The sequence below is a fragment of the Streptomyces sp. PL-29 genome (assembly GCF_058344425.1).
The window spans coordinates 1,290,657-1,316,037 of record NZ_CP136996.1; the positions used below are offsets into that span (position 1 = coordinate 1,290,657).

The 25,381-nt window shown below is 72.6% G+C and carries 25 protein-coding genes; 6 read left to right on the forward strand and 19 right to left on the reverse strand.

Annotation, left to right across the window (positions count from 1 at the left end):
- Positions 1 to 24: 24 nt before the first annotated feature.
- A complete protein-coding gene (argH, locus tag R4Z63_RS05895; RefSeq protein WP_037925946.1) occupies positions 25 to 1,455 on the reverse strand; it encodes an argininosuccinate lyase in 1,431 nt (476 codons plus the stop codon).
- Between the two features lie 355 nt (positions 1,456 to 1,810).
- Here argH and R4Z63_RS05900 point away from each other — a divergent pair, with 355 nt between their 5' ends.
- Together R4Z63_RS05900 and R4Z63_RS05905 are read left to right on the forward strand one after the other, a co-directional pair.
- The gene (locus R4Z63_RS05900) at positions 1,811 to 2,392 is read left to right on the forward strand and encodes a pyridoxamine 5'-phosphate oxidase family protein (RefSeq protein WP_037925944.1); all 582 of its coding nucleotides are present in this window, start codon (positions 1,811 to 1,813) and stop codon (positions 2,390 to 2,392) included.
- A 6-nt stretch (positions 2,393 to 2,398) separates the two neighbouring features.
- Positions 2,399 to 3,097 (forward strand): L,D-transpeptidase family protein, encoded by a 699-nt coding sequence (locus tag R4Z63_RS05905; RefSeq protein ID WP_384451836.1) that lies wholly within the window; start codon positions 2,399 to 2,401, stop codon positions 3,095 to 3,097.
- Between the two features lie 35 nt (positions 3,098 to 3,132).
- On the opposite strand, the gene R4Z63_RS05910 is transcribed toward R4Z63_RS05905, so the two are convergent.
- The 7 genes from R4Z63_RS05910 to R4Z63_RS05940 all read right to left on the reverse strand — a co-directional run bounded on the left by R4Z63_RS05910 (position 3,133) and on the right by R4Z63_RS05940 (position 10,315).
- Positions 3,133 to 3,669 carry an arginine repressor gene (locus R4Z63_RS05910; protein WP_037925941.1) on the reverse strand — a complete coding sequence of 179 codons (537 nt, stop codon included), beginning with the start codon at positions 3,667 to 3,669 and terminating at the stop codon, positions 3,133 to 3,135.
- Positions 3,670 to 3,676: 7 nt separating this feature from the next.
- A complete protein-coding gene (locus R4Z63_RS05915; RefSeq protein WP_384451798.1) occupies positions 3,677 to 4,882 on the reverse strand; it encodes an acetylornithine transaminase in 1,206 nt (401 codons plus the stop codon).
- The gene (gene argB / locus R4Z63_RS05920; protein ID WP_491522519.1) at positions 4,879 to 5,823 is read right to left on the reverse strand and encodes an acetylglutamate kinase; all 945 of its coding nucleotides are present in this window, start codon (positions 5,821 to 5,823) and stop codon (positions 4,879 to 4,881) included. The genes R4Z63_RS05915 and argB overlap by 4 nt, the downstream gene beginning before the upstream one ends.
- Positions 5,820 to 6,992: a bifunctional glutamate N-acetyltransferase/amino-acid acetyltransferase ArgJ gene (gene argJ / locus R4Z63_RS05925; protein WP_491522520.1), complete on the reverse strand. Its 1,173-nt coding sequence runs from the start codon at positions 6,990 to 6,992 to the stop codon at positions 5,820 to 5,822. Before argJ ends, argB begins: the two co-directional genes overlap by 4 nt.
- The gene (gene argC, locus R4Z63_RS05930; protein ID WP_384451807.1) at positions 6,989 to 8,017 is read right to left on the reverse strand and encodes an N-acetyl-gamma-glutamyl-phosphate reductase; all 1,029 of its coding nucleotides are present in this window, start codon (positions 8,015 to 8,017) and stop codon (positions 6,989 to 6,991) included. Before argC ends, argJ begins: the two co-directional genes overlap by 4 nt.
- Before the next feature lie 242 nt (positions 8,018 to 8,259).
- Positions 8,260 to 8,835 (reverse strand): histidine phosphatase family protein, encoded by a 576-nt coding sequence (locus R4Z63_RS05935; RefSeq protein WP_384451810.1) that lies wholly within the window; start codon positions 8,833 to 8,835, stop codon positions 8,260 to 8,262.
- A gap of 31 nt (positions 8,836 to 8,866) precedes the next feature.
- The gene (locus R4Z63_RS05940) at positions 8,867 to 10,315 is read right to left on the reverse strand and encodes an aminotransferase-like domain-containing protein (protein WP_384451814.1); all 1,449 of its coding nucleotides are present in this window, start codon (positions 10,313 to 10,315) and stop codon (positions 8,867 to 8,869) included.
- Here R4Z63_RS05940 and R4Z63_RS05945 point away from each other — a divergent pair.
- On the forward strand, positions 10,314 to 11,243 hold the full coding sequence (locus tag R4Z63_RS05945) for a DMT family transporter (RefSeq protein ID WP_384451816.1): 930 nt from the start codon (positions 10,314 to 10,316) through the stop codon (positions 11,241 to 11,243). The genes R4Z63_RS05940 and R4Z63_RS05945 overlap by 2 nt on opposite strands.
- A 33-nt stretch (positions 11,244 to 11,276) precedes the next feature.
- Entirely contained in the window at positions 11,277 to 11,474 is a 198-nt protein-coding gene (locus R4Z63_RS05950) for a DUF1918 domain-containing protein (RefSeq protein WP_030656039.1), read from the forward strand.
- A gap of 2 nt (positions 11,475 to 11,476) precedes the next feature.
- Here R4Z63_RS05950 and R4Z63_RS05955 read toward each other — a convergent pair whose 3' ends face one another.
- A complete protein-coding gene (locus R4Z63_RS05955) occupies positions 11,477 to 12,718 on the reverse strand; it encodes a glycoside hydrolase family 10-like protein (RefSeq protein WP_384451819.1) in 1,242 nt (413 codons plus the stop codon).
- Between the two features lie 139 nt (positions 12,719 to 12,857).
- On the opposite strand from R4Z63_RS05955, the gene R4Z63_RS05960 reads away from it, so the two are divergent.
- Positions 12,858 to 13,751, forward strand: coding sequence for a 3-hydroxybutyryl-CoA dehydrogenase (locus tag R4Z63_RS05960; protein WP_046780433.1), 894 nt, complete (start codon positions 12,858 to 12,860; stop codon positions 13,749 to 13,751).
- Between the two features lie 19 nt (positions 13,752 to 13,770).
- Here R4Z63_RS05960 and R4Z63_RS05965 read toward each other — a convergent pair whose 3' ends face one another.
- The 9 genes from R4Z63_RS05965 to infC all read right to left on the reverse strand — a co-directional run bounded on the left by R4Z63_RS05965 (position 13,771) and on the right by infC (position 23,867).
- Complete coding sequence (locus R4Z63_RS05965; RefSeq protein WP_037925912.1) at positions 13,771 to 14,304, reverse strand: NUDIX hydrolase; 534 nt, start codon at positions 14,302 to 14,304, stop codon at positions 13,771 to 13,773.
- A gap of 53 nt (positions 14,305 to 14,357) precedes the next feature.
- A complete protein-coding gene (locus R4Z63_RS05970) occupies positions 14,358 to 15,698 on the reverse strand; it encodes an NsdA family TPR-like regulatory protein (protein WP_384451824.1) in 1,341 nt (446 codons plus the stop codon).
- A gap of 550 nt (positions 15,699 to 16,248) precedes the next feature.
- Positions 16,249 to 18,777 carry a phenylalanine--tRNA ligase subunit beta gene (gene pheT / locus R4Z63_RS05975; RefSeq protein ID WP_037925906.1) on the reverse strand — a complete coding sequence of 843 codons (2,529 nt, stop codon included), beginning with the start codon at positions 18,775 to 18,777 and terminating at the stop codon, positions 16,249 to 16,251.
- Positions 18,777 to 19,904: a phenylalanine--tRNA ligase subunit alpha gene (gene pheS / locus R4Z63_RS05980; RefSeq protein ID WP_037925903.1), complete on the reverse strand. Its 1,128-nt coding sequence runs from the start codon at positions 19,902 to 19,904 to the stop codon at positions 18,777 to 18,779. Before pheS ends, pheT begins: the two co-directional genes overlap by 1 nt.
- A gap of 153 nt (positions 19,905 to 20,057) precedes the next feature.
- Positions 20,058 to 21,299: a sensor histidine kinase gene (locus R4Z63_RS05985; protein WP_037925900.1), complete on the reverse strand. Its 1,242-nt coding sequence runs from the start codon at positions 21,297 to 21,299 to the stop codon at positions 20,058 to 20,060.
- A gap of 56 nt (positions 21,300 to 21,355) precedes the next feature.
- Complete coding sequence (locus R4Z63_RS05990; RefSeq protein ID WP_384451829.1) at positions 21,356 to 22,216, reverse strand: TrmH family RNA methyltransferase; 861 nt, start codon at positions 22,214 to 22,216, stop codon at positions 21,356 to 21,358.
- A gap of 145 nt (positions 22,217 to 22,361) precedes the next feature.
- Positions 22,362 to 22,748: a 50S ribosomal protein L20 gene (rplT, locus tag R4Z63_RS05995; protein ID WP_007263143.1), complete on the reverse strand. Its 387-nt coding sequence runs from the start codon at positions 22,746 to 22,748 to the stop codon at positions 22,362 to 22,364.
- A 106-nt stretch (positions 22,749 to 22,854) separates the two neighbouring features.
- The gene (rpmI, locus tag R4Z63_RS06000; protein ID WP_030770466.1) at positions 22,855 to 23,049 is read right to left on the reverse strand and encodes a 50S ribosomal protein L35; all 195 of its coding nucleotides are present in this window, start codon (positions 23,047 to 23,049) and stop codon (positions 22,855 to 22,857) included.
- A 104-nt stretch (positions 23,050 to 23,153) separates the two neighbouring features.
- The gene (infC, locus tag R4Z63_RS06005) at positions 23,154 to 23,867 is read right to left on the reverse strand and encodes a translation initiation factor IF-3 (protein ID WP_037925892.1); all 714 of its coding nucleotides are present in this window, start codon (positions 23,865 to 23,867) and stop codon (positions 23,154 to 23,156) included.
- 324 nt (positions 23,868 to 24,191) lie between these two features.
- Here infC and R4Z63_RS06010 point away from each other — a divergent pair, with 324 nt between their 5' ends.
- The gene (locus R4Z63_RS06010) at positions 24,192 to 24,569 is read left to right on the forward strand and encodes a DUF1844 domain-containing protein (protein ID WP_037925889.1); all 378 of its coding nucleotides are present in this window, start codon (positions 24,192 to 24,194) and stop codon (positions 24,567 to 24,569) included.
- A 65-nt stretch (positions 24,570 to 24,634) separates the two neighbouring features.
- Here the strand turns inward: R4Z63_RS06010 and R4Z63_RS06015 are convergent, their stop codons facing one another.
- A complete protein-coding gene (locus tag R4Z63_RS06015) occupies positions 24,635 to 25,375 on the reverse strand; it encodes an SseB family protein (RefSeq protein ID WP_384453484.1) in 741 nt (246 codons plus the stop codon).
- Positions 25,376 to 25,381 lie beyond the last annotated feature (6 nt).

The window sequence follows — 25,381 nt, forward strand, 5'->3', positions numbered from 1 at the left end:
GGGCGGCGGGGACTGTGGGGATGGCTACTGCTTGTGGACGGCCCAGGCGTGCTGGATGACCAGGTCGGCCTTCAGTTCGTTCAGCTGGGCCGCGACCGCCGAGGGGGCGGTGCCGCCGCGGCCGTTGCGGGAGGCGAGCGCGCCCCGGACGTTCAGGACGGTGCGCACCTCGGGGGTCAGGTGCTCCGAGATCTTCGCGAACTGCTCGTCCGTGAGCTCGTCCAGCTCGATGCCGAGCCCCTCGCACTCCTTGACGCACTCGCCTGCCACCTCGTGCGCCACGCGGAACGGAACGCCCTGCTTGACCAGCCACTCCGCGATGTCGGTGGCGAGCGAGAAGCCCGCCGGGGCCAGCTCCTCCATCCGCTCCCGGTTGACGGTGAGCGTGGCCATCATGCCGGTGAAGGCCGGCAGCAGGACCTCCAGGGTGTCGCAGGAGTCGAAGACCGGCTCCTTGTCCTCCTGGAGGTCCCGGTTGTAGGCCAGGGGCAGGGCCTTGAGGGTGGCGAGCAGACCCGTCAGATTGCCGATGAGGCGGCCGGACTTGCCGCGCGCCAGCTCCGCGATGTCCGGGTTCTTTTTCTGCGGCATGATCGACGAGCCCGTGGAGAAGGCGTCGTGCAGGGTCACGAAGGAGAACTCCTTCGTGTTCCAGATGATGATCTCCTCCGCGATCCGGGACAGGTTGATCCCGATCATCGCGGTGACGAAGGCGAACTCGGCGACGAAGTCGCGCGAGGCCGTGCCGTCGATCGAATTGCCCACCGAGCCCCGCTCGAAGCCCAGCTCCGCGGCAACGGCCTCCGGGTCCAGGCCCAGCGAGGAACCGGCCAGCGCGCCGGAGCCGTACGGGGAGACCGCCGTACGGGTGTCCCACTGCCGCAGCCGCTCCGCGTCCCGGGACAGCGACTGCACGTGGGCCAGCACGTGGTGGGCGAAGAGCACCGGCTGCGCGTGCTGGAGGTGGGTGCGGCCCGGCATCGCCACGTCCGCGTGGCTCTCGGCGAGGCCGACCAGCGCGTCCTGGAGGTCGGCGATGAGGCCGCCGATGATGCGGGCGTGGTCGCGCAGGTACATCCGGAAGAGGGTGGCCACCTGGTCGTTGCGGGACCGTCCGGCCCGCAGCTTGCCGCCGAGATCGGCGCCGAGCCGCTCCAGCAGGCCCCGCTCCAGCGCGGTGTGCACGTCCTCGTCGGCGATGGTGCCGGTGAAGGAGCCGTCGGCGACATCCGCCTCCAGCCGGTCCAGGCCGTCGATCATGCGCGTGAGCTCGTCGGCCGTGAGCAGTCCCGCCGTGTGCAGCACACGGGCGTGGGCGCGCGAGCCGGCGATGTCGTAGGGCGCGAGGCGCCAGTCGAAGTGGACCGACGCGGACAGCTTCGCGAGGGCCTCGGCGGGGCCGTCGGCGAACCGGCCGCCCCAGAGCCGGACGTCACCAGCGTTGTTGCTGCTCACAGCTACTGCTCCTCTAAGACTGCATGGATGGATGTGCAACGGCCTCCCCGCCGCGGAGGTAACGGGGAGGCCGCCTTCGGGCGGGCTGGGCAGCGCGGCGATCAGGCCGGGTCGCGCCCGGCCGGCGTCTTCGGCGACCGGTCGAAGACGTCGGTGGGGCCGGGGGGTGTGCACGCCGCCGGAGCAGGCGGGTACGCCGTACTCCATCGCGGGACTCCTCATCGGCACACCCATCGACAGGCATAACTATGCATTGCTCTGCATGTTTCGTCAATTGGCGCGCCCGCACGCATCGGCGAGCAGGGCAGCCGAAATCCTGCGACCTACACCGCAGTCGTGGGCAGATAATCTGCCCATGGGAAAGATCTACGAACGCATAGACGGCAGGCTGCGCACCTTCATCGAGGAACAGCCCGTCTTCTTCACCGCGACCGCCCCGCTCTCGGGTGACGGCCACGTCAACCTGTCCCCCAAGGGCCGCGCCGGCACCCTCGTCGTCATCGACGAACAGCGGCTCGCCTACCTGGACTTCGGCGGCAGTGGCGCCGAGACCATCGCCCACATCCGGGAGAACGGCCGGATCACCCTCATGTGGTGCGCTTTCAGCGGGCCCCCGAACATCGTCCGCATCCACGGCGAGGGCGAGGCCGTCTTCCGCGACGACCCGCGCTGGCCCGAACTGATCGAGCTGTTCGGCGAGGCCGACGGGCCCGGCGCACGGGCGGTCATCCTGGTGCACGCCCGCCGGATCGCCGACGTGTGCGGGTACGCCGTCCCCCTCATGGAGTACCAGGGTGAGCGCACCCTCCATTCGGAGTTCCTCGCCCGCAAGACGGACGAGGAGTTCGCCGAGTACTGCGAGAAGAAGGATCACATCGGGACGAGCCTCGACGGCCTGCCGGGGCTGCCGCTGCCCCTTCCTGCCCGTACCGTCTGACATGTGCTGCGTACTGCTCTCGTCACGGGCTCACTGCTCGTCACCGCCCTGCTCCCGCACGGATCCGGGGCTCCGTCCGGGCCCCTGCCCGACCGTCTCGCCGACACCGGCGGGGGCAGCCAGCTGATCACCGCTGTCGCGCCCGCGCCCGGCTCCACGACCGGCCGCCTGACCTGGTGGGACCGGCGAGCCGGGCTCTGGTACGCGGCCGGGAGCGCGCCCGCCCGGTTCGGGGCGGGCGGTCTGGCCGAGGGTGCGACCCGGATCCAGGGCACCGGCACCACCCCGACCGGCCTGTACGAGCTCCCCTACGCCTTCGGGATCCGGCGTGCGCCGGCCGGGACGGAGTACCGCTACCGGCGGGTGACCGCGGAGTCCTGGTGGTGCCAGGACAACGCCTCGGCGGCGTACAACCGGTGGGTGGAGCCGCTGGCGGCGGACTGCGCGCCGGGCGAGGCCGAGCACCTGGTCGGCTACGAGCAGCAGTACGCGCACGCACTGCTGATCGCCTTCAACTACGACCGCCCGGTGCGCGGCCGGGGCGCCGGGATCTTCCTGCACGTCAACGGCAAGGGAGCGACGGCCGGTTGCGTGTCGGTGCCCGAGCGGGACATGCGGGCGATCCTGCGCTGGGCGGATCCGGACCGGCGTCCGCACATCGCCATCGGCACGCAGGACGGGCCGCTCGCGGTCACCCGCTACTAGGCGGCGTCGGTCCCGGCCCGGCCCGAACGTCCCGCTCAGCCCTCTTTCTGCGCCAGCCGCAGGAGGTGGTCGGCGAGGGCCTGGCCGCCCACCGGGTCACGGCTGATCAGCATCAGGGTGTCGTCGCCGGCGATGGTGCCGAGGATCTCGCGGAGTTCGGCCTGGTCGATGGCCGAGGCCAGGAACTGCGCCGCACCCGGCGGGGTGCGCAGGACGACGAGGTTCGCGGAGGCCTCCGCCGAGATCAGCAGTTCCCCGGAGAGGCGCCGCATGCGCTCCTCCTTCGCGGATTCGCCGAGCGGGGCCTGCGGGGTGCGGAAGCCGCCCTCACTGGGCACGGCGTAGATGAGCTCCCCGCCCGTGTTGCGGATCTTCACCGCGCCCAGCTCGTCGAGGTCGCGGGAGAGCGTCGCCTGGGTGACGCTCAGGCCGTCGTCGGCGAGCAGCTTGGCCAGCTGGCTCTGGGAGCGGACCGGCTGCCGGTTGAGGATGTCCACGATCCGGCGGTGGCGCGCCGTGCGGGTCTGCGGGACGGCCTGCCCGCCGTGCTCGTTGTCCTGCGCCTGGCTCATCGTCGTCTCATTCTCCGGATCCGTCCCCGCTGCTCGCGTCAAGGATGCCGGGCAGCGCCCGGACGAACGCGTCCGCCTCGGCCTCGGTGAGCACGTACGGGGGCATGAGCCGTACGACGTCGGGGGCGGGCGCGTTGACCAGGAAGCCGGCGTCCTGAGCCGCCTGCTGCACCGTGGCTGCGATCGGCTCGGTCAGCACGATACCCAGCAACAGTCCGGCGCCGCGGACGTGGGACACCAGCGGGTGCTCCGCCGACTCGATGCCCGCGCGCAGCTGCTCGCCCCGCGCCTTGACCCGGTCCAGCAGGTCGTGCGCGGCGATGGTGTCGATGACGGCGAGGCCCGCCGCGCAGGCGACCGGGTTCCCGCCGAAGGTGGTGCCGTGCTGCCCGGGCCGGAGCAGGTCGGCGGTGGCCCCGAAGGCGACCAGGGCGCCGATCGGCAGGCCGCCGCCCAGCCCCTTCGCCAGGGTGACGATGTCGGGCTCGACGCCCTCGTGGGCCTGGTGCTCGAACCACTGGCCGCAGCGGCCGATGCCGGTCTGGACCTCGTCCAGGACCAGCAGGGTGCCGGTGGCGCGGGTGATCTCGCGGGCGGCCGTCAGGTATCCGGCCGGGGGCACGACGACGCCGTTCTCGCCCTGGATCGGCTCGATGACGACGAGCGCGGTTTCCTCGGTGACGGCGGCCCGCAGGGCGTCGGCGTCGCCGTAGGGGACGTGGGTGACGTCGCCGGGCAGGGGCACGAAGGGCTCCTGCTTCTTCGGCTGGCCGGTGAGGGCGAGCGCGCCCATGGTCCGGCCGTGGAAGCCGCCCTCGGTGGCGACCATGTGGGTCCGCCCGGTCAGCCGGCCGATCTTGAAGGCGGCCTCGATCGTCTCGGCGCCGGAGTTGCAGAAGAAGACCTTGCCGGGGCGGCCGAAGAGCTGGAGCAGCCGTTCGCCGAGCGCGACGACCGGCTCGGAGGCGAAGAGGTTGGAGACGTGGCCGAGCGTCGAGATCTGCTCGGTCACGGCCGCCACGATCGCCGGGTGGGCGTGGCCGAGGGCGTTGACGGCGATCCCGCCGACGAAGTCGGTGTACTGGCGGCCGTCGGCGTCCCAGACCTGGGCGCCCCGGCCGCGTACGAGGGCGACGGCGGGCGTGCCGTAGTTGTCGGTCAGCGCGCCCTGCCACCGGGCGCCGTACTCCTGGTTGCCGGTGCCCTTCGTCATGCTGCTCCCCCTGGCTGTTGGTCGGGCACGACCATCGTGCCGATGCCGGAGTCCGTGAAGATCTCCAGCAGGATCGAGTGCGGAACCCGTCCGTCGAGGACGCGGGCGGTGCCGACACCGCCGCGCACGGCGTGCAGGCAGCCCTCCATCTTGGGCACCATGCCGCTGGACAGCTCGGGCAGCAGCTTCTCCAGCTCGCTGACGGTGAGCCGGCTGATGACCTCGTCGCTGTTCGGCCAGTCGGCGTAGAGGCCCTCGACGTCAGTGAGGACCATCAGCGTCTCGGCACCGAGGGAGGCCGCGAGCGCCGCTGCCGCCGTGTCGGCGTTGACGTTGTAGACGTGATGGTCGTCGGCGCTCCCGGCGATGGAGGAGATGACCGGGATGCGGCCGTCGGCCAGCAGCGCCTCGATGGCACCGGTGTCGACGGCGGTGATCTCGCCGACCCGGCCGATGTCGATGAGCTCGCCGTCGATCTGGGGGCTGTGCTTGGTCGCGGTGATGGTGCGGGCGTCCTCGCCGGTCATGCCGACGGCGAGCGGCCCGTGCTGGTTGAGCAGACCGACCAGCTCGCGCTGGACCTGGCCGGCCAGGACCATCCGTACGACGTCCATGGCCTCCGGGGTCGTCACGCGCAGTCCGGCCTTGAACTCGCTGACCAGGCCCTGCTTGTCGAGCTGGGCGTTGATCTGCGGGCCGCCGCCGTGCACCACGACGGGGTTCAGGCCGGCCTGGTGCAGGAAGACCACGTCCTGGGCGAAGGCCGCCTTCAGCTCGTCGTCGACCATGGCGTTGCCGCCGAACTTGATCACGACGGTCTTGCCGTTGTGGCGCCGGAGCCAGGGCAGGGCCTCGATGAGGATCTGCGCCTTGGGCAGGGCGGTGTGCTTGCGGGCGGTGCCGCCGGAGGTGCCGGGCTGGCCGGCCTTGTCGTCGCTCATGAGGAGTAGGCGCTGTTCTCGTGGACGTACTCGGCGGTCAGGTCGTTGGCCCAGATGACGGCCGACTCGCCGCCGGTGGACAGGTCGGCGGTGATGCGGACCTCGCGGTCCTTCATCGAGACCAGGTCGCGGTCCTCGCCGACCGAGCCGTTCTTGCAGACCCATACGCCGTTGATGGCGACGTTGAGCCGGTCCGGGTCGAAGGCGGCCCCGGTGGTGCCGATGGCGGACAGGACGCGGCCCCAGTTGGGGTCCTCGCCGTGGACGGCGCACTTGAGGAGGTTGTTGCGGGCGATGGAGCGGCCCACCTCGACGGCGTCGTCCTCGCTCGCGGCGCCCACGACCTCGATCCGGATCTCCTTGCTGGCGCCCTCGGCGTCCCCGATGAGCTGCCGGGCCAGGTCGTCGCAGACCTTGCGCACGGCGTCGGCGAAGTCCGCGTACGCGGGCACCTCCCCGGACGCCCCGGAGGCCAGCAGCAGCACCGTGTCGTTGGTGGACATGCAGCCGTCGGAGTCGACCCGGTCGAAGGTGGTGCGGGTCGCGGCCCGCAGGGCCCGGTCGAGGGTGGCACCGTCGACGTCGGCGTCGGTGGTGAGGACGACGAGCATGGTGGCCAGGCCCGGGGCGAGCATGCCCGCGCCCTTGGCCATGCCGCCGACGGTCCACCCGCCCTGCGTGACCGTGGCCGTCTTGTGCACGGTGTCGGTGGTCTTGATGGCGATGGCGGCCGCCTCGCCGCCGTTCTCGGACAGGGCCGCGGCGGCGGCATCGATGCCGGGGAGCAGCTTGTCCATGGGGAGCAGGACGCCGATCAGACCGGTGGAGGCGACCGCGATCTCGCCCGCGTTGTGCTCGCCGCCGGATCCGTGTCCGTTGAGCGTGGCGGCCACCTTCTCGGCGGTGGCGTGGGTGTCCTGGAAGCCCTTGGGGCCGGTGCACGCGTTGGCGCCGCCCGAGTTGAGGACCACCGCGGAGACCGTGCCGCCGCGCAGGACCTGCTCGGACCAGCGCACGGGGGCGGCCTTGACGCGGTTGGAGGTGAAGACGCCCGCCGCGGCCAGGCGCGGACCGCTGTTGACCACGAGGGCCAGGTCCGGGTTGCCGTTGGCCTTGATGCCGGCGGCGACGCCCGCAGCCGTGAATCCCTGTGCAGCCGTAACGCTCACGGTGCGACTCCGATCGTGGAAAGCCCGAGCTGCTCGGGCAGCCCGAGGGCGATGTTCATGCTCTGCACCGCACCGCCGGCGGTGCCCTTGGTGAGGTTGTCGATGGCGCTGACGGCGATGATCCGCCCGGCGGACTCGTCGTGGGCGACCTGGACGTGGACGGCGTTGGAACCGTGGACGGACTTGGTGGACGGCATCCGGCCCTCGGGCAGAAGGTGGACGAAGGGCTCCTCGGCGTACGCCTTCTCGTAGGCGGCGCGCAGCGACTCCGCCGTGGTGCCGGGGCGGGCCTTGGCCGAGCAGGTGGCAAGGATGCCGCGGGCCATGGGGACCAGGGTCGGCGTGAAGGAGACGGAGACGCGCTCGCCCGCGAGCGGGCTGAGGTTCTGCACCATCTCGGGCGTGTGCCGGTGGCCGCCGCCCACGCCGTACGGGGTCACGGTGCCCATGACCTCGGCGCCGAGCAGGTGCGGCTTGAGCGCCTTGCCCGCGCCGGAGGTCCCGGTGGCGGCCACGATCACGGCCTCGGGTTCGGCGAGCTGCGCCTGGTAGGCGGGGTAGAGGGCGAGGGAGACGGCGGTGGGGAAGCAGCCGGGGACCGCGATCCGTCGGGCGCCTTCCAGTGCGGCACGGCCGCCGGGCAGTTCGGGGAGGCCGTAGGGCCACGTCCCGGCGTGCGGGGCGCCGTAGAACGCGTCCCAGTCGGCCGCGTCCTTGAGGCGGTGGTCGGCACCCATGTCGACGACGAGGACGTCCTCGCCGAGCTGGGCCGCGACGGCGGCGGACTGGCCGTGCGGGAGCGCGAGGAAGACCACGTCGTGACCGGCGAGCGCCTCCGGGGTGGTCGCCTCCAGGGTGCGCCCGGCGAGCGGCACGAGGTGCGGCTGCAGGGAGCCGAGGAGCTGCCCTGCGTTGGAGTTGCCGGTCAGGGCGCCGATCTCCACCTCGGGGTGCGAGAGCAGCAGGCGCAGGACTTCTCCACCCGCGTATCCGCTCGCTCCGGCCACCGCTACACGTACCACCATCGGACCCTCCTCATCGATGGCATGACTATACGTACCGCCGCAGTTTTATGCAATGCGGTGGATCTCCCGGCGGAGGGCCCTCACCGAAAGAAAGGGCGCGAAGGGCACCCTCTGGAAGATGTCTAGCAGGAAAGGCCGCGCCGCGGCGGCGATTGCGCCGATCATGCCGGGGACGGGGCGGGTGCCCGGACCGCGGCGGGGGCCGCAGGAGCCAGCCGGGCCCGGCCGGTGTCACGGGACCGTCACGCGGGGGCCTGCAGGCACAGGTGCCATTGGCCGGGGCAGCCCGTGAGGGTCACTGTCGACAGCGGCCGGACGTCCACGTTCCAGTAGGTCAGCGGGGGCGCCTTCAAGGCGTAGACGAGAGCGGCACGGACCACGGAGGGCTCCGCCACCGCCACGATCGCGCCGCCGTCGTCCGCCGGCCGGGTGTCGAGCCACCCGCCGATCCGGGAAATGAAGGCGAGCAGCGACTCCCCTCCGTGCGGGGCGGCCCAGGGGTCGCCGAGCCACTGGTCCACCGCCCCGGGCTCCCGGGCGGTCACCTCGGCGAGGGTCAGCCCGCGCCAGCGGCCCATGTCGCACTCGCGCAGCGCCGGCTGGGCCAACGGCGCGTACCCGAGGGCCTCGCCCGTGGCCCGGCTGCGCGGGGTCGGCGAGCAGTAGCGCAGCTCGGCCGCACCCAGGGGCACGAGCCCTCGCGCGGCGGACTCCACCGCCCGCCAGCCGGCTCCGTCCAGCGGGCGGTCGTCGTCGAAGCGCTCGGCGAGCAGCGGGGAACTACGGGCTGCGGCGACCAGCGAAACCCGAACATGCATGCGGCGATGGTGGGCCGCGCGGGGCGGCGGGTCAAGCGTCCGGAGCCCTCGCCTCCTCCCGCAGACCCGCGCGCATCCGCTGGACGGCCTCCACCAGATCGCCCGGGCCGGAGACCCCGGCGAAGCCCAGCCGCACGTACGGGGCGGGCGGCTCGGCACAGAAATAGGGGCGGCCAGGAGCCACCGCAACCCCGGCGCGCAGGGCCGTGGCTGCGAAGGACGCGTCATCGCCACCCCCGGCCATCCTGGCCCACAGCTGGTAGCCGCCCGAGGGCAGATGGGCCACGGTCAAGCCGGGCAGCTCCCGCCGCAGCGCACCGGCGAGCACGTCCCGCCGGTGGCGCAGTTCGGCGGCCACCGTGCGCAGGTGGCGCGGCCAGGCGGGTGCGCCGACCAACTCCAGGGCCGCCTCCTGGAGCGGCCGGGGCACGAAGAAGCTGTCGACGACCTGGACGGCGCGCAGCCGGTCCACGACCGGCCCCCGCGCGGCCAGCGCGCCGACCCGCAGGCTGGGCGAGGTGGCCTTGGTCAGCGACCTGACGTGCACGACCACTCCGTCCTGGTCCTCGGCGGCCAGGGTCGCGGGCAGCGGCCCGGAGTCGTCGTGCCCGAGGGCGCGGGCGTAGTCGTCCTCGACCACGAACGCCCCGGCGGCCCGCGCGATCCGCAGCACCTCGGCCCGCCGCGCGGGCGCCAGCACCGCGCCGGTGGGGTTCTGGAAGAGCGGCTGGCAAACGAACACGCGCGCCCCGGTCGCTTCGAACGCGGCGGCCAGCAGTTCCGGCCGGACCCCTTCGGCATCGACCGGCACGGGCACCGGCCGGCACCCGGAGGACCGGGCGATGGCCAGCAGCCCCGGGTAGGTCGGCGACTCCACGAGGATCGGCGCACCGGGCGGGGCCAGCGCCCGCAGGGCGGTGGTCAGCGCGCTCTGCCCGCCGGCGGTCACCAGGACGTCAGCGGCCCCGACCGCCCCGCCGATCTCGCGGGCGAACCAGTCCCGGAGCTCGGGCAGCCCCTCCATGGGCGGCCGGTCCCAGGCCCCCGGGCGCCGGCCGGCCCGGGCGAGCGCGGCGGCCATGGCCCGTTCGGGCTGGATCGAGGCGTGCAGGTAGCCGCTGTTGAGGGCGATCACCGACGGCGGCGGCGCGGCAAGACAGGCCAGCACCCCGGAGGCGTCCACCGAGCGGGGGACGACGTCACCGGCCCCCTCGGCACTGAGCGCGACCTCCTGCCAGGAGGTGTCCCCGGCCGTGGGGAGCGCCGCCCGCGGGGCGGCGCGGAAGGCGCCGGCACCCGGCCGGGTGACCACGAGGCCCTCGGCGGCGAGCTGCGCCAGGGCCCGGGAGACCGTGACGGGGCTGACCCGGTAGCGCTCGATCAAAGCCCGACTGGAGGGCAGCTTTCCACCCACCGAGTAGCGGTTGAGCTCGGATCGCAGAGAATCCGCCAGCTCTACCACACTGCTACGCTCATACATGACAGCACAGAATAGCGCTACTCTCCCGACCGCGATAGCGGTGAAGAATCCGTTGGCGCGGGGCACGGTCCTCGCCGCGCTCGGCGTGGTCGCCTTCTCGCTGACCTTCCCCGCCACCGCCTGGGGCCTGGAGAGCTTCGGCCCGTGGTCGCTGGTGGCCCTGCGCTCCGTCCTGGCGGCCGCCATCGCGGGCGCCTTCCTGCTGGCCCGACGGGTGGCGCCGCCCGCCCGCGCGCACTGGGCGGGCCTCGCCGTCGTCGCCGGCGGGGTGGTCGTCGGCTTCCCGCTGCTGACGACCCTGGCGCTGCAGACCTCCACCACCTCGCACGCCGCCGTCGTGGTCGGCCTCCTGCCGCTGACCACGGCAGCCCTGTCCGCGCTGCGCACGGGCCACCGCCCCCCGCGCGCCTTCTGGGCCGCGGCCGTGGCCGGGGCCGCCGTGGTGCTCGGCTTCACGCTCGCGCAGAGCGGCGGCTCGCTCTCCGCCGGAGACGGCTACCTCTTCGCGGCGCTGCTGGTGTGCGCGGCGGGGTACACCGAGGGCGGCCGGCTCGCCCGTGTCCTGCCGGGCTGGCAGGTGATCGGCTGGGCACTGGTGCTGTGCCTGCCGCTCACCGTGGCCGGCTCCGTGCTCGGGCTCGTGTACGAGCCGGTGCACCTCACCGGCCACGGGCTGGCCGGCCTGGTCTGGGCGGCGGCCGGCTCCACCTTCCTCGGCCTGTACGTCTGGTACCGGGGCATGGCCGAGATCGGGGCACCCCGGGCCAGCCAGCTCCAGCTCGCGCAACCGCTGCTGACCCTGGTCTGGTCCGTGGCGCTCCTCGGGGAGCGGCTCGCTCCCGCCGCACCGGCCGCGGCCTGCGCGGTTCTCGTCTGCATCGCGGTGACCCAACGGGTCAAACAGCAGCAGAACGACCTAAACTGCTAGCACCGGATCGGAGCGCCACCGAGGAGGTCAGACATGCGAGCTACCGAGGGCGACCAGCTGGTGCAGCACGGCAGGATCGTCGGACAACCCGACAAGGTGGGCGAGATCACCCAGGTGCTCGGCGAGAACGGGACGCCCCCGTACCGGGTCCGATTCCAGGACGGACACGAAGCGCTGATGGCTCCCGGACCCGACTGCGTGGTCCGCCACCCTGCAGAGCCCAGGCACTGAATTCACCGCGGGGGCACGGCCGAGCCGTAATGGTCGGCGACCACACGTGCCATCGCCCCGTTGGGGTCCGCGGCCACCTGCTTCGCCGAGAAGTAGACATGGCCGCGGACCTCCGGGTATCCGCGGGCGAGACGCACGTGCCTCGACAGCTCCGCCGGATCCCGCCAGGCCGGCGTGGGGCTCGCGCCGTCGCAGCGGTACAGCGCCTCGCCCACGTACAGCTCGGTGCTGGTGCCCGCGACGGTCCGGGCCCACCAGGGGACGAGCGCCGCGTAGTCGGCCGCCGCGTGACCGATGTGCCAGTAGACCTGCGGAACGACGTAGTCGATCCAGCCCTCCCTGACCCACCTGCGGGTGTCCGCGTAGAGGTCGTCGTACGCCGCAAGGCCCCGGGTCTTCGATCCGGCCGGGTCGCGGTCGGAGTTGCGCCAGATCCCGAAGGGGCTGATGCCGAACCTGACCGCGGGGCGCAGGGCGCGCAGCCGCTGGGACATCTCGCGGACCAGGGTGTCGGTGTTGTTGCGGCGCCAGGCCGCCCTCGACCGGAAGGCGGCCCCGTACGCGTCGTAGGCGTCGTCGTCGTCGAAGTACTCGCCCGCCACCGGATAGGGGTAGAAGTAGTCGTCCCAGTGAACGGCGTCCAGGGGGTAGCGGGTGACCGCGTCGAGCATGGCCTCCTGCACGAACCGCCGCACCTCGGGCACGCCGGGGTTGTAGTAGAGCTTCCCGCCGTACTCGACCGTCCAGCCGCGCCGCCGCGCCGGGTGCTCGGGCACCAACCGGTCGAGGTCGGCGTGGTTGGCCACCCGGTACGGATTGAACCAGGCGTGCAGTTCCAGGCCGCGAGCGTGCGCCTCGGCGACGGCCGTGCCGAGGGGGTCCCAGCCGGGATCGACCCCCTGCTTGCCCGTCAGCCACTGCGACCAGGGCTCGAAGGGGGACGGCCACAGCGCGTCGGCGGTCGGCCGGACCTGGAGGACTACCGCGTTGAGCCGGCGACGGACGGCGGTGTCGAGCAGGCCCAACAGCTCCTTGCGCTGGGTCGCGGCCGATAGCCCGCTGCGCGAGGGCCAGTCCACGTTCGAGACGGACGCGATCCACATCCCACGGAACTCGGGGGTGCCGGCCCCCCGCCCGGAGTGCGGGCCCGCGGTCTGCGGCGCGGCGAACGCCGGTGCCCCCGAAGCGGCGGCGATCACCCCCGCCGCCCCTGCCAGCAGTGCCCGTCGGCCGATGTGCGCCATGTGATGACTCCGTTTCTTTGAGTGACGGTGTGCGGTGTGCGCCCAGCATGCCCGCCCCGGCCCGCGGAGCCGCGCAAGGTCGGGAGTAACGTCGGGGGGCGTGGCGGGCGCCGGAATCACACGGGGGACCCGCCGACGGATGAGCTGCGAAAGGCACGAAGTGACTGACCTCCCTTCCGACATCACACGGGTCGGCGTAGTGGGCTGTGGCCAGATGGGCGCGGGTATCGCCGAGGTGTGTGCCCGAAGCGGCCTTGAGGTCAAGGTCGCCGAGACCACCGGCGAAGCCCTGGAGATCGGCCGTACCCGGCTTCAGAACTCCCTGACCAAGGCCGCCGAGCGCGGCAAGATCACCGAAGAGGAGCGGGACGCCACCCTGGCCCGCCTCACCTTCACCACCGACCTCGGCGAGTTCGCCGACCGCGACCTCGTCATCGAGGCGGTCGTCGAGAACGAACAGGTCAAGACCGAGATCTTCCAGGTCCTCGACCAGGTGATCACCCGCCCGGACGCGATCCTCGCCTCCAACACCTCCTCGATCCCGCTGGTCAAGCTGGCCGTCGCGACCTCCCGGCCCGACCAGGTGATCGGCATCCACTTCTTCAACCCGGCCCCCGTCCAGAAGCTCGTCGAGCTGATCCCGGCGCTGACCACGGGCGAGGAGACGATCAAGCGGGCAGAGGCCCTGGTGCGGGACGTGCTCGGCAAGCACGCCGTCCGCGCCCAGGACCGTTCCGGCTTCGTGGTCAACGCGCTCCTCGTCCCCTACCTGCTGTCCGCGATCCGGATGTTCGAGTCGGGCATCGCAAGCCGCGAGGACATCGACAACGGCATGGAGCTGGGCTGCGCCCACCCGATGGGCCCGCTGAAGCTGTCCGACCTCATCGGTCTGGACACCATCGCCTCGATCGCCGACTCGATGTACGCCGAGTACAAGGAGCCGCTGTACGCCGCTCCCCCGCTGCTCCAGCGCATGGTCGACGCCGGCCGCCTGGGCCGCAAGACGGGTGCGGGCTTCTACCCGTACGGCTGACCGCCCGGGTCGCGGTGCCCTACCGGCCGAGCCGCAGGTGGTACAGCAGGAGCAGCCCGGCCGCCATGTTGGCGGCCGGGATCTCCCCGTCCGCGATCATGTCGGGAACGAGCCCCAGCGGGACCCACTCCCGGCGTGAGGACTCGAAGTCGTCCTCGGGGTGGCCGGTGTAGGTGGCCCCGTCCGCCCAGTACAGGTGGTGGCGGGCGTCGGTCAGCCCGTTGGACGGCTCGACCGTCATCAGGTGGTGGAGCGGGCCGGGCCGCCAGCCCGACTCCTCCTCCATCTCCCGGGCCGCCGCGGCGGCGATGTCCTCGCCGTCCTCGACCACCCCGGCGGGCAGCTCCCAGCCCCAGCTGTCGGTGATGAAGCGGTGCCGCCAGAGCAGCAGCACCTCGTTGGCCTCGTTGACGGCCGTGGCCACGGCGACCGGGCGCAGCCGGATCACGAAGTGGTCGAGGTGCCGGCCGTCGGGGAGTTCCACGTCGGCGAGATTCACGTCGAACCAGCGGTTCTTGTACACGGTCTGCTCACTCAGGTTCGTCCACTGCACGGTTGTGCCGCCTTCCGTTCGAGTAGGTGGCACACATCGCAGCAGCTGCCCTGTCACAGCGGAACGCGCAGGGCCCCGTCGATGAGCCGCACGGTTGCCTGCGCCTCGGAACAACCGCTGTTCAGCAGCTGCTCGCGAACCGCTCGCAGCCGGTCGCGCAGCCGCAGCGACTCCATCCCGCGAGCCCTCTCGGCCATCTCGGCCGCGCCCGCCGCGGCCCGGTCCGCCTCGCCCTGGCGGAGCTGGATCTCGCAGAGCATCGCCAGCCGGTGCACCCGGCCGCGATCGTGGGCCGGGGTACCGACGGCGGCGGCCGCGTGGACCCGCGCGGCCTCCAGATCGCCCAGACTGAGCAGCGCCTCGGCGACCTGCACATTGACGAGGCCCGGCTGTACGTAGCCGGTCTCGTCCGGCTCACTGCCCGGGCGGATCCGCGCGGCGGCCGCCTCCGCGCCCCGGATGCACGCCAGCGCGGCCTGGGTGTCGCCGAGTTGGGCGAACGCCTTGGCCTGCATGGCGTGCAGGTCGGCGGCGAGCGCCGGAGTGGTGTGCCGGCCTGCGGCGCGCAGTGCGGCCTCGGCGAAGGCGACGGCCTGGCGGTACTCGCGCAGGTGCAGGGACTGGTTGACGATCAGGGCGATCACGTACGCCCCGAGTCCCCGGTCGCCGCTCGCCTTGGCCAGGCGCAGCGCCTGGTGGAAGTAGCGCTGCGCGAGCCCGTGCGCGTCCGAGTCGTACGCGCAGATGCCCGCCACCGCCACCAGGGACCCGGTGGCCCGGTGCAGTCGGCGGCCGAGGTCGTCGGGGTAACTCCCGCGCAGCATCGGCGCGGTCTCGGTGCCGAGGAAGCGGACGATCCGATCTCGGGTGGCCACGCCGCCGGCCCGGCGGTACATCAGCTCGTAGTGGGCGCGGGCGGACTTGAGGACGTCGACGTGCTCGGGTCCGATCCGGTTCGGCCCGTCACGCGAGACGTCGGCGTCCTCCGGCGGGTTCTCCCACTCCCAGACCGGGATGACGGCCGGGGTGCCGGTGACCGCCCCGGCGGTGAGCAGTTGGGGCCGGGCCTGGCCGTCGGAACGCCACAGGGCAGCGGCCCGGTCCACGAACCCGCTCAGCGGGGAGGCATGCAGGGCCCCGGGGTGGTCCGGCACTCCGAGTCCGATGTCGTCCAGCCCAACGGGCCGCCGCAGGCGGCCTCCGAGCACCTCGCAGATCAGGTCGGGGACCTGACCGCGGGGACGCTGCCCCTTCAACCACCGTGTCACGGCGGTGTGTTCGTAGCGCAGGGCCAGCCCGCGGGTACGCCCCGCCTGGTTCACGTGAGCGGCGAGCCCGGCGTGGGACATGCCCGCCTCGGCGAGGAGGGCGTCGAGCAGGACATTGGGCTGCATGGGCCGCTCCCGGAGCTCGTCGGTACCAGGCTAGTGGGGTGTGCGGTTCACACGGGGTGTGAAGTGAGTACGCGCATAAATGCGATCCGCACTCTGCCGCACGGACCCCCGCAGGCGCTTCACTGAAGACCCTCGCCAAGAGGAGCTCGGGTCGTCGGCTCCCCCTCGAACAGTGCGACGACCCGTCACCGCGCCGCCCGTCCTGCTGTCTGCCCGACACTCCACGGCAGGCGGGCGGCGCCTTCCGGTTCCGCCGGCGCCCGGTTGGTCGCCGGGCCCCGGCAGCGGACCGGACCGGACGTGTGCCGGGCCCATCCACCAGGCCCGGCACGCGTGGCCGGCGCCGGGCATCGCGCGCCCGCCAGGGCCTCGCCGCCCGCGAGCCGCCCCGGTGCACCAACCGGACGGCTGCCCCCGGCATGGGCCGTGGGGACCTCACCCCGACAGGTGAGGCAGCGGCTCCCCGTACCCGCCATGGCGCGGGGGGGGGGCGCATCCGGTTGCGGATACGCCCCCCATCAGGCACTGATCGGGTCCGGGGACCGTTCGGCTACGCGCCCCGGAGCACCGCCCCGGTCCGCTCGCCGGCGAGCGCCACTGCGGCGTCGCGCGCGGCCGTGGACTCCTCGGCGGTCAGCGTCCGGTCACCCGCCCGGAAGCGCAGCGCGTAGGCCAGGGACTTCTTGCCCTCGCCGACCTGCTCACCGGTGAACACGTCGAACAGGCGCAGCGACTCCAGGAGTTCGCCCGCTCCCTTGCGCAGCGCGGCCTCCACGGAGGACGCCGGGACGGAGGCGTCCACGATCAGCGCGACGTCCTGGGTCGCCACCGGGAAGGAGGAGATCCGCGGCGCCTGGACGGCCGTGCCGCCGGCCGCCGCGAGACGGTCCAGGTCGATCTCCATCGCGCTGGTGCGGGCCGGCAGGCCCATGGCCTTGACCACCCGCGGGTGCAGCTCGCCGGCGTGGCCGATGACCTGCTCCACACCGTCGACCGTGACGACCAGCTCGGCGCAGCGGCCCGGGTGCCAGGGGCCGTACTGGCCCTGGCGGACGACGAGCTCGGTACCGGCCTCGACGGCCAGTGCCCGGGCGGCCTGGACCGCGTCGGCCCAGTCGGCCGGGCGGCCCTTGCCCCACCAGCCGGCCTGCTCGCGCGCACCGGCCAGCACGACCGCGGCGTACCGCGGCTGCGCGGGCAGCGCCGCGTCCAGGGTGGCGATCTCCTCGTCGGTGGGACGCCGGTCGACGGGCAGCCGTACGGCGGCACCCGGCCGCGCGGCGGCCCGGAAGACCGAACCGGTCTCGAAGAGCGCGAGGTCGTGGCTGCCCCGGCTGTCGTTGCGGCGCAGCGCGCCGAGCAGACCCGGCAGCAGCGTGGTGCGCAGCGCCGGCTCCTCGTCAGAGAGCGGGTTGACCAGCTTGACGACCTGGCGGGCGGCGTCGTGCGCCGGCAGCTGGAGCTGGTCGAAGACGCCTTCGCCGAGGAAGGGGTAGCTGAGCGCCTCGACGTAGCCGGCACCGGCGAGCGCACGGCCGACCCGGCGGTGCAGCTGCTGCCGGGCGGTCAGACCGCGGCCGGAGGGCACCTGCGGCAGGGTCGACGGGAGGTTCCCGTAGCCCTCCAGCCGGATGACCTCTTCGGCGAGGTCGTTGGGCGCGGCGAGGTCGGGCCGCCACGAGGGCAGCGTGACCACGAGCTCGTCCTGGCCGTAGACGTCGCAGCCGATCTCCTGGAGGCGGCGCACGACGGTCTCGCGGCCGTACTCCATGCCCGCGACCCGGTCCGGGTGGTCGGCGGCCATCGCGATGGTGCGCGGCGCGCCCGGGGCGACGACCTCGGTGACCCCGGCCTCCGCGGTGCCGCCGGCGAGGAGCACGAGCAGGTCGACGGTCCGCTGGGCGGCCGCGGCGGCCGCCTGCGGGTCGACGCCCCGCTCGAAGCGCTTGGAGGCCTCGGAGGAGAGCTTCATGCGGCGGGCGGTGCGCGAGATCGACACGGAGTCGAAGTGCGCGGCCTCGATGACCACGTCGGTGGTCCCGGTGACGGCGCCGGTCTCCGGGTCGGTGACGGAGTCGGCGATCTCGGTGTTGGCGCCGCCCATGACGCCGGCGAGGCCGATCGGCCCGCTGTTGTCGGTGATCACCAGGTCCTCGGCGTCGAGCGTGCGCTTGACCCCGTCGAGGGTGGTGAACTTCTCGCCCTGCTCGGCGCGGCGGACGCCGATGGTGCCGTCGATCCGCGAACGGTCGTAGGCGTGCAGCGGCTGGCCGAGTTCGAGCATCACGTAGTTGGTGATGTCGACGGCGAGCGAGATCGGACGCATGCCGGCCTTCTGAAGGCGGCGCTGGAGCCAGATCGGCGAGCGCGCCTCGGGGTCGAGACCGGTGACGGTGCGGGCGGTGAAGCGGTCGCAGCCGGCCGGGTCGTCGATCCTGACCGGGTAGCCGTACGAGTTCGGGCCGGGCACGTCGAGCAGCGCGGGGTCACGCAGCGGCAGGCCGTAGGCGGTTGCCACCTCGCGGGCGATGCCGCGCAGGGACATGCAGTAGCCGCGGTCCGGGGTGACGTCGATGTGCAGCACCTCGTCGACGAGCTGGAGCAGCTCGATCGCGTCGGTGCCGGTCTCGTGCTCCGGCGGCAGCACGATGATGCCGTGCGTGCCGTCGTCGCCCATGCCGAGCTCGTCGCCGGAGCAGATCATGCCGTGCGAGGTCTTGCCGTACGTCTTGCGCGAAGCGATCGCGAAGTCGCCGGGCAGGACGGCACCGGGCAGGACCACGACGACCTTGTCACCGACGGAGAAGTTCCGGGCGCCGCAGACGATCTCCTGCGGCTCGCCGGTGCCGTTGGCGGTGCCGACGTCGACCGTGCAGAAGCGGATCGGCTTGCGGAAGCCCTCAAGCTCCTCGATGGTCAGCACCTGGCCGACGACGAGGGGGCCCTTGAGCCCGGCGCCGAGCTGCTCGACCGTCTCGACCTCCAGGCCGGCGTCGACGAGCTTGGCCGCGACGTCGCGACCGGATGCACCGGCGGGGAGGTCGACGTACTCCCGCAGCCACGAAAGCGGGACCCGCATCAGATCTCCATCCCGAAAGGCCGGGTGAAACGAACGTCACCCTCGACCATGTCTCGCATGTCTTCAACGTTGTGACGGAACATCAGCATCCGCTCGATGCCGAAGCCGAAGGCGAACCCGCTGTACTTCTCCGGGTCCACACCGCAGGCGGTCAGCACCTTGGGGTTGACCATGCCGCAGCCGCCGAGCTCGATCCAGCCCTCGCTGGAGCAGGTCCGGCACGGGCGGTCGGGGTTGCCCACCGACTCACCGCGGCACACGTAGCACTGCATGTCCATCTCGGCGGACGGCTCGGTGAACGGGAAGAAGTGCGGGCGCAGCCGGGTGGTGGTCTCCTCGCCGAAGAGCTCCTTGACCATGTGGTCGATGGTGCCGCGCAGGTCCGCCATGGTCAGGCCCTCGTCCACGGCGAGCAGCTCGACCTGGTGGAAGACCGGGGTGTGCGTCGCGTCGAGCTCGTCGGTGCGGTAGACGCGGCCCGGGCAGACGATGTAGACGGGCGGCTTGCGCTCCAGGAGCGAGCGCGCCTGCACCGGGGAGGTGTGGGTGCGCAGCACGACACCGGACTCGTCTCCCTCGGTGCCCTCGGGGCCCCGGACGAAGAAGGTGTCCTGCATCTGGCGCGCCGGGTGGTCGGGCGTGAAGTTGAGGGCGTCGAAGTTGAACCACTCCGCCTCGACCTCGGGGCCCTCCGCGACCTCGTACCCCATGCCGACGAAGATGTCCGCGACGCGGTCCATCAGCGTGGTCAGGGGGTGCCGGGCGCCCGCGGGGGTGCGGTCGTACGGCAGCGTGACATCCACCGCCTCCTCGACCAGCACCCGCTCGTCGCGCTCGGCCTCGAGCTCGGCGGTGCGGGCCCCGAAGGCCTTGTTCACGGCGCCGCGGGCCTGGCCCACGCGCTTGCCCGCCTCGGCCTTGGCCTGCGGGGGCAGGGCGCCGATCTCGCGGTTGGCGAGCGCCAGGGGCGAGCGGTCGCCCATGTGCGCGGTCTTCGCCTCGCGCAGCGCGTCGAGGTCGCCGGCGGACGCGAAGGCGGCGAGCGCCTCGTCCCGCATGCGCTCGATCTCTTCCGGTTTCAGTGCCTCGACCTCGACAGGGTCGTACGACTTGTTCGGTGCCGACATCTCTTCCCGTACTTCCGATGGCTGGCTGGTTGGGTCCCCCGCGCGACGCGCAGGACGCGCTCGGCACAAGGACACAAAGGTGCCAAAGGACGAGTCTAAGCGCCGCTGGGGGTGGAGGAGCCCGTGGGCCACCCGGCGAGACGCTCAGCAGGGCTACTGCGTGAGGTAGGCCGGGGCGCTCACGGGCAGGATAAATCGGAACTCGGCGCCGCCGCCGGGGCCGCGGCCGACCGTGATGGTGCCGCCGTGCGCCTCGACGATGCCCTTGACGATGTAGAGGCCCAGGCCGGTGCCTCCGCGCTTGCTCCCCCGCCAGAAGCGGGTGAAGACGCGGGCCATCGACTCCTCGGGGATCCCGGGGCCTTCGTCGGACACGGTGACGGCGGTTCCCTTCTCATGCGGCGACACCCCGATGGTGACCGTTCCCTCGCCGTGGCGCACCGCATTTTCGAGGAGGTTGCCGAGGATCTGGTCGATCTTGTCCGGATCGGCCCACAGGTCGGGGAGCGGACGGCTGATGCTGACGAGGAAGCGCTCGGGCGCCTGGCCGTTCGCGGTGAGTGCCTGTACGTGGCGGCCCACCGCGGTGGCGATGTCGACCGGCTGGCGGCGCACCTCCAGGCGGCCGGAGTCGATGCGCGAGATGTCGAGGAGCTCGGCGATGAGGCGGGTGACCCGGTTGGCGTCGGCGTCGACGGTCTCCAGCATCAGCCGCTTCTGGTCGTCGGTGAACCGCTCCCACTTGGCGAGCAGGGTCGCGGTGAACCCCTTGACGGAGGTCAGCGGGGAGCGCAGCTCGTGGGCCACCGTCGCGATCAGCTCGGCGTGGCTGCGTTCGGTGCGGCGGCGGGCCTCGGTGCCGCGCAGGGTGACGACGAGCCGGCGGACCGGGCCGGTGGGGTGGGTGCGGATGTAGCTGGCCGAGACGAGCACCTCCCGGCCGCCGGGAAGCAGCAGGTTCCGCTCGGGCTGGCCGCGGCGGGTGGCGAGGCCTCCGTACGGGTCCGTCAGCGCCCACCAGCGACGCCCTTCGAGGTCCTCCAGCGGGAGGGCCCGGTCGATGGGGGCGCCGAGCGCCTCCTGCGGCGCCAGAGCGGTGATCCGCGCGGCGGCCGCGTTGAAGCAGACCACCCGGCCGGTGTCGTCGGCGACGACGAGCCCGTCGGGCAGGTGGTCCGGGTCCACCTCGAAGCCGAGTCCGGCGCCCGGGACCTCGGCGGCCTCCCGCGCGGCGGGGACCACGGGCCGGGCGGCGCGGGCGCGGCCCGAGTCCACCGCCTGGGGCGGTACGCCGCACAGCCCGTCGGCGGCCGCGACCGGAGGGTCGAGGGCGTCCAGGAACGGCTCCTCGGCCGCGTCCGCGGCTCCGGGCCAGCTGTTCGTACCGACGGTCATGTCCCCGTACCCCACATCTCCGAGTAGCGCAGTGGGCCCCCCGGGCCGCCACACTACTAGCTGGGGGTCACGGAGCGGCACCCTCCGGGCGCCCGCTGTGCACGCGCGGACGCGTAGAGACACACGGCGGCGGCCGTCGCCAGGTTCAGACTCTCCGCCTTCCCGTGGATCGGGACCCGTACGACGGCGTCCGCGAGCGCCCGGGTCTCCTCCGGAAGGCCCCAGGCCTCGTTGCCGAACACCCAGGCGGAGGGGCCACCCATGGTGCCGGCGTCCAGTTCGGCGTCGAGGTCGTCCTCGCCGGCCCCGTCGGCCGCGAGGATCCGTACGCCGGCGGCGCGCAACCCTGCGACGGCCTGCTCCACCGGAACGCCGACGGCGACCGGCAGGTGGAAGAGGGAGCCCACGGAGGCCCGTACGGACTTGGGGTTGTAGAGGTCCACGGAGGCGTCGGTCAGCACCACCGCGTCGGCCCCGGCGGCGTCCGCGCAGCGCAGCACCGTACCCGCGTTGCCGGGGTCGCGCACGTGCGCGAGGACGGCGACGAGTCTGGGCCCGGCCTTGAGGATCTCTTCGAAGGGCGAGTCGAGGAAGTGGCAGACGCCCACGATCCCCTGGGGGGTGACGGTCTGGGAGACCTCGGCGAGCACCTCGTCGGAGGCGTGGTGCACACGGGCCCCCGCGTCCAGGGCCGCGCCGATGATCTCGGGATGGCGCTCGGCGGCCTCGACGGTGGCGAACAGCTCGATCAGGGTCGGGGCGCCCGTGGGACCGCGGTGCTCGACGGCCTCGCGGACCGCCTGCGGGCCCTCGGCGATGAACCGGCGCTCCTTGGTGCGGAAGTTGCGCCGCGCCAGTCGCCTGGCGGCGGCCACCCGCGGGGATCGGGGGGAGATCAGCTCGGCGGGGGTAGCCATGGTCTGCGGTTCTCTCTCGGGGTTCCGGAGCGCGCGCGGGCGCGGCCGGCGGGCGGACGTGGTGCGGGGCGAAAGCACACGGACCCGCAGGCGAATGCCTGCGGGTCCGTGGGGGCCGGCCGCGTGATCGCGGGCCGGCTAGCCCTTAGGCAGCGGCCTTGGGGGCGTTGACGTCGGCCGGGAGCGCCTTCTGCGCGACCTCGACGAGGGCGGCGAACGCGTTGGCGTCGTTGACGGCCAGCTCCGCGAGGATCTTGCGGTCCACCTCGATGTTGGCGGCCTTCAGACCCTGGATGAGGCGGTTGTACGTCATGCCGTTCTGGCGGGCAGCGGCGTTGATGCGCTGGATCCACAGCTGACGGAAGTCGCCCTTGCGCTTCTTGCGGTCGTTGAAGTTGTAGACCAGCGAGTGGGTGACCTGCTCCTTGGCCTTGCGGTACAGGCGCGAACGCTGACCGCGGTAGCCGGAGGCCGCCTCGAGGATCGCCCGGCGCTTCTTGTGGGCGTTTACTGCCCGCTTGACGCGTGCCACTTTTTAACTCCTTGTAGCGGGGCCGTGGGTGTCTTCACACGACCCGGAAATTCGATGGGGTCCCGGTCTCGACATGCTTCCGCTCCCGGCAGGGGGAGCGGAGATGTCAGATGCCGAGAAGCTTCTTGATCTTCGCGGCGTCGCCGGGAGCCATCTCCGCGTTGCCGGTGAGGCGACGGGTCAGGCGGGACGACTTGTGCTCGAGCAGGTGGCGCTTGCCGGCGCGCTCGCGGAGCACCTTGCCGGAGCCGGTGACCTTGAAACGCTTCTTGGTACCGCTGTGCGTCTTGTTCTTCGGCATGGCGCCGTTATCTCCTCGTCGGTGGCGCTCCCTCGCCGGTCCGCACCGGACCGGCTCGGGGGAGCGTCATGGTGTGTAGGTGATTCGAGACAGGTGCCTCGGAATCAGGCCTCGGCGTTCGCCTCACCGGCGTCGGCCTCGGTGACCTTGGCATCCTTGGCGTCCGTCGCCTCGACCGGGGCGGCCTCCTGGGAGGGAGTCGCTTCGTCGGCGGCGGCGGCGCCCTGGCGCTCGGCCTTGCGTGCGGCCTGCGCCTCGCGGGCTTCGGCCATGGCCTCGGTCTTCTTCTTGTGCGGACCGAGGACCATGATCATGTTTCGGCCGTCCTGCTTCGGGTTCGACTCGATGAAGCCGAGCTCCTCGACGTCCGAAGCGAGACGCTGCAGCAGTCGGTAGCCGAGTTCCGGCCGGGACTGCTCGCGACCACGGAACATGATCGTGATCTTGACCTTGTCGCCCTGCTTGAGGAACCGAACGACGTGACCCTTCTTGGTGTCGTAGTCGTGCGGGTCGATCTTCGGCCGGAGCTTCATTTCCTTGATGACCGTGTGCGCCTGGTTCTTGCGCGCCTCACGGGCCTTCATGGCCGACTCGTACTTGAACTTGCCGTAGTCCATGAGCTTGCAGACCGGCGGGCGTGCGGACGCCGCGACCTCGACCAGGTCGAGGTCGTACTCCTGTGCCAGCTCAAGCGCCTTGGCAAGCGGCACGATGCCGACCTGCTCGCCGCTGGGACCGACGAGTCGTACCTCGGGAACGCGAATCCGGTCGTTGATGCGGGGCTCGGTGCTGATGGATCCTCCTCGGTAGCACCACACGACTGCCTGGCAGACAGCCGCTGACGTGTATTTCCGTCAGACCGACCACAGCGGGAGAATGAAAAAGCCCCGCCGGGCACAGGCAGGGGCTCCAAAACGACCGGAGCACCGCCGCATGCAGCACGCGGGGCGCAGACTCGGGCGGCTTTCCATCGTCCGTACGGAACGATGGATGCCGCCTGACCGGTGACCCGCCGCCCCGGAAGGCGGTCAGGTGGGAGAACGGAGCCTCCACTTGTGGGCCGGACACCATGGCATCCGGCCGGTCGATGTACATACTAGCACCCGCGTTGCAAGCCCGCCGCACGGCATATCGTGGGGCTCATGACTGACGCGACACCCTCCACCGACCCCGCTGCCGACGGCGCCCCCGACTACGACGCCATGACCCGCGACATCGCGGACGTGCCCGCCGTCGAGGTGATCACGACGGTGGCCGTGCACCTGCTGAGCGCCGCGGCGGTCAACCTGGGCCTGGACAAGCCGGACTCCGAGCACAAGGACCTCGACGAGGCCCGCAAGCTGATCACGGCCCTGGCCGGACTCGTCACCGCGAGCGCCACCGAGATCAGCTCCTTCCACGCCGCCCCGCTGCGCGACGGTCTGAAGTCGCTCCAGCTGGCCTTCCGCGAGGCCTCGGTCGTCCCGGACGAGCCGGGCCAGGGCCCGGGCGAGAAGTTCACCGGTCCCGTCTTCGGCTGATCCGGGGACGAGCACCACGCGGGAGGGGCGGGCCGTGACGTCACGGCCCGCCCCTCCCGCGTCGTTCAGCGGGTGTAGAGGGGCTCGCCGGGCGGGACCGGAGCGTCCGGCGGCAGCAGCGCCAGGTCGAGGCCGCGCACCAAGCGGGCCCGCAGGGTGGTGTCCGCCGCCAGGGCCTCGGCGACGCGGCGGGCCGCGGCGGGGGCCTGGGCGTCGGCGGCCAGCACGATCGCCAGGGTTCCGTCAGCGTCGGCGCCGCCCGGGCCGAGGTGGGCGCACCGCACGGCCGGCTCGGCGGACACGGCGGCCCGTACGGCCTCCCGCACGGCGGGGTCGGCCAGTGGGTCGGTGTTCGTGCGGCCCTCGGCGAGCGCGAGCAGCGCAGGCCCGGTCAGCTGGTAGGCGACCGGGCCGGCCAGGTCCAGCACGACGGTGTCGGCCTTCTCGTGCGCGGCGGCCGCCAGAGCCTGGTGCAGCGGGACGGCCACCGGCCGGGCGGCCGGGTCCCAGAGCGCGAGCGAGGCGATCGAGGTGAAGGCCGGCAGGGCCCGCCGGTCCCCCGCCCGCAGGGTCGGGACGGCCATGTCGCTGGTCTTCTCCCGCTTGAGTCCGGTCTCCGGGTCGGTCTCCACCTCGCCGAGGACGGCCACCACCGGGACCAGCAGGCGGGCGCCCTTCAGTGCCGCCAGGACGCGCGGCTCCTGCGTGCGGTCCTCGGCCCATGCGGCGAGGGCCGCGGTCAGCTCGGGATCGGCGGAGCCGTCGTCGTCGGAGAAGCCCGGGTCGGGAATGTTCTTGTTCGCCATGTTCGC

What these genes read in the sequence shown, in the direction of transcription:
- R4Z63_RS05900 (WP_037925944.1), top strand. Translation starts at nt 1,811, where the DNA reads ATGGGAAAGATCTACGAACGCATAGACGGCAGGCTGCGCACCTTCATC.
- rpmI (WP_030770466.1), bottom strand. Translation starts at nt 23,049, where the DNA reads ATGCCGAAGAACAAGACGCACAGCGGTACCAAGAAGCGTTTCAAGGTC.
- R4Z63_RS06010 (WP_037925889.1), top strand. Translation starts at nt 24,192, where the DNA reads ATGACTGACGCGACACCCTCCACCGACCCCGCTGCCGACGGCGCCCCC.
- R4Z63_RS05940 (WP_384451814.1), bottom strand. Translation starts at nt 10,315, where the DNA reads ATGTATGAGCGTAGCAGTGTGGTAGAGCTGGCGGATTCTCTGCGATCC.
- R4Z63_RS05915 (WP_384451798.1), bottom strand. Translation starts at nt 4,882, where the DNA reads ATGACGAAGGGCACCGGCAACCAGGAGTACGGCGCCCGGTGGCAGGGC.
- R4Z63_RS05990 (WP_384451829.1), bottom strand. Translation starts at nt 22,216, where the DNA reads ATGGCTACCCCCGCCGAGCTGATCTCCCCCCGATCCCCGCGGGTGGCC.
- argB (WP_491522519.1), bottom strand. Translation starts at nt 5,823, where the DNA reads ATGAGCGACGACAAGGCCGGCCAGCCCGGCACCTCCGGCGGCACCGCC.
- R4Z63_RS05970 (WP_384451824.1), bottom strand. Translation starts at nt 15,698, where the DNA reads ATGCAGCCCAATGTCCTGCTCGACGCCCTCCTCGCCGAGGCGGGCATG.
- R4Z63_RS06015 (WP_384453484.1), bottom strand. Translation starts at nt 25,375, where the DNA reads ATGGCGAACAAGAACATTCCCGACCCGGGCTTCTCCGACGACGACGGC.
- R4Z63_RS05960 (WP_046780433.1), top strand. Translation starts at nt 12,858, where the DNA reads ATGAGCTGCGAAAGGCACGAAGTGACTGACCTCCCTTCCGACATCACA.
- R4Z63_RS05945 (WP_384451816.1), top strand. Translation starts at nt 10,314, where the DNA reads ATGACAGCACAGAATAGCGCTACTCTCCCGACCGCGATAGCGGTGAAG.
- R4Z63_RS05985 (WP_037925900.1), bottom strand. Translation starts at nt 21,299, where the DNA reads ATGACCGTCGGTACGAACAGCTGGCCCGGAGCCGCGGACGCGGCCGAG.
- pheT (WP_037925906.1), bottom strand. Translation starts at nt 18,777, where the DNA reads ATGCGGGTCCCGCTTTCGTGGCTGCGGGAGTACGTCGACCTCCCCGCC.
- R4Z63_RS05950 (WP_030656039.1), top strand. Translation starts at nt 11,277, where the DNA reads ATGCGAGCTACCGAGGGCGACCAGCTGGTGCAGCACGGCAGGATCGTC.
- argC (WP_384451807.1), bottom strand. Translation starts at nt 8,017, where the DNA reads ATGGTGGTACGTGTAGCGGTGGCCGGAGCGAGCGGATACGCGGGTGGA.
- R4Z63_RS05910 (WP_037925941.1), bottom strand. Translation starts at nt 3,669, where the DNA reads ATGAGCCAGGCGCAGGACAACGAGCACGGCGGGCAGGCCGTCCCGCAG.
- R4Z63_RS05955 (WP_384451819.1), bottom strand. Translation starts at nt 12,718, where the DNA reads ATGGCGCACATCGGCCGACGGGCACTGCTGGCAGGGGCGGCGGGGGTG.
- R4Z63_RS05935 (WP_384451810.1), bottom strand. Translation starts at nt 8,835, where the DNA reads ATGCATGTTCGGGTTTCGCTGGTCGCCGCAGCCCGTAGTTCCCCGCTG.
- pheS (WP_037925903.1), bottom strand. Translation starts at nt 19,904, where the DNA reads ATGTCGGCACCGAACAAGTCGTACGACCCTGTCGAGGTCGAGGCACTG.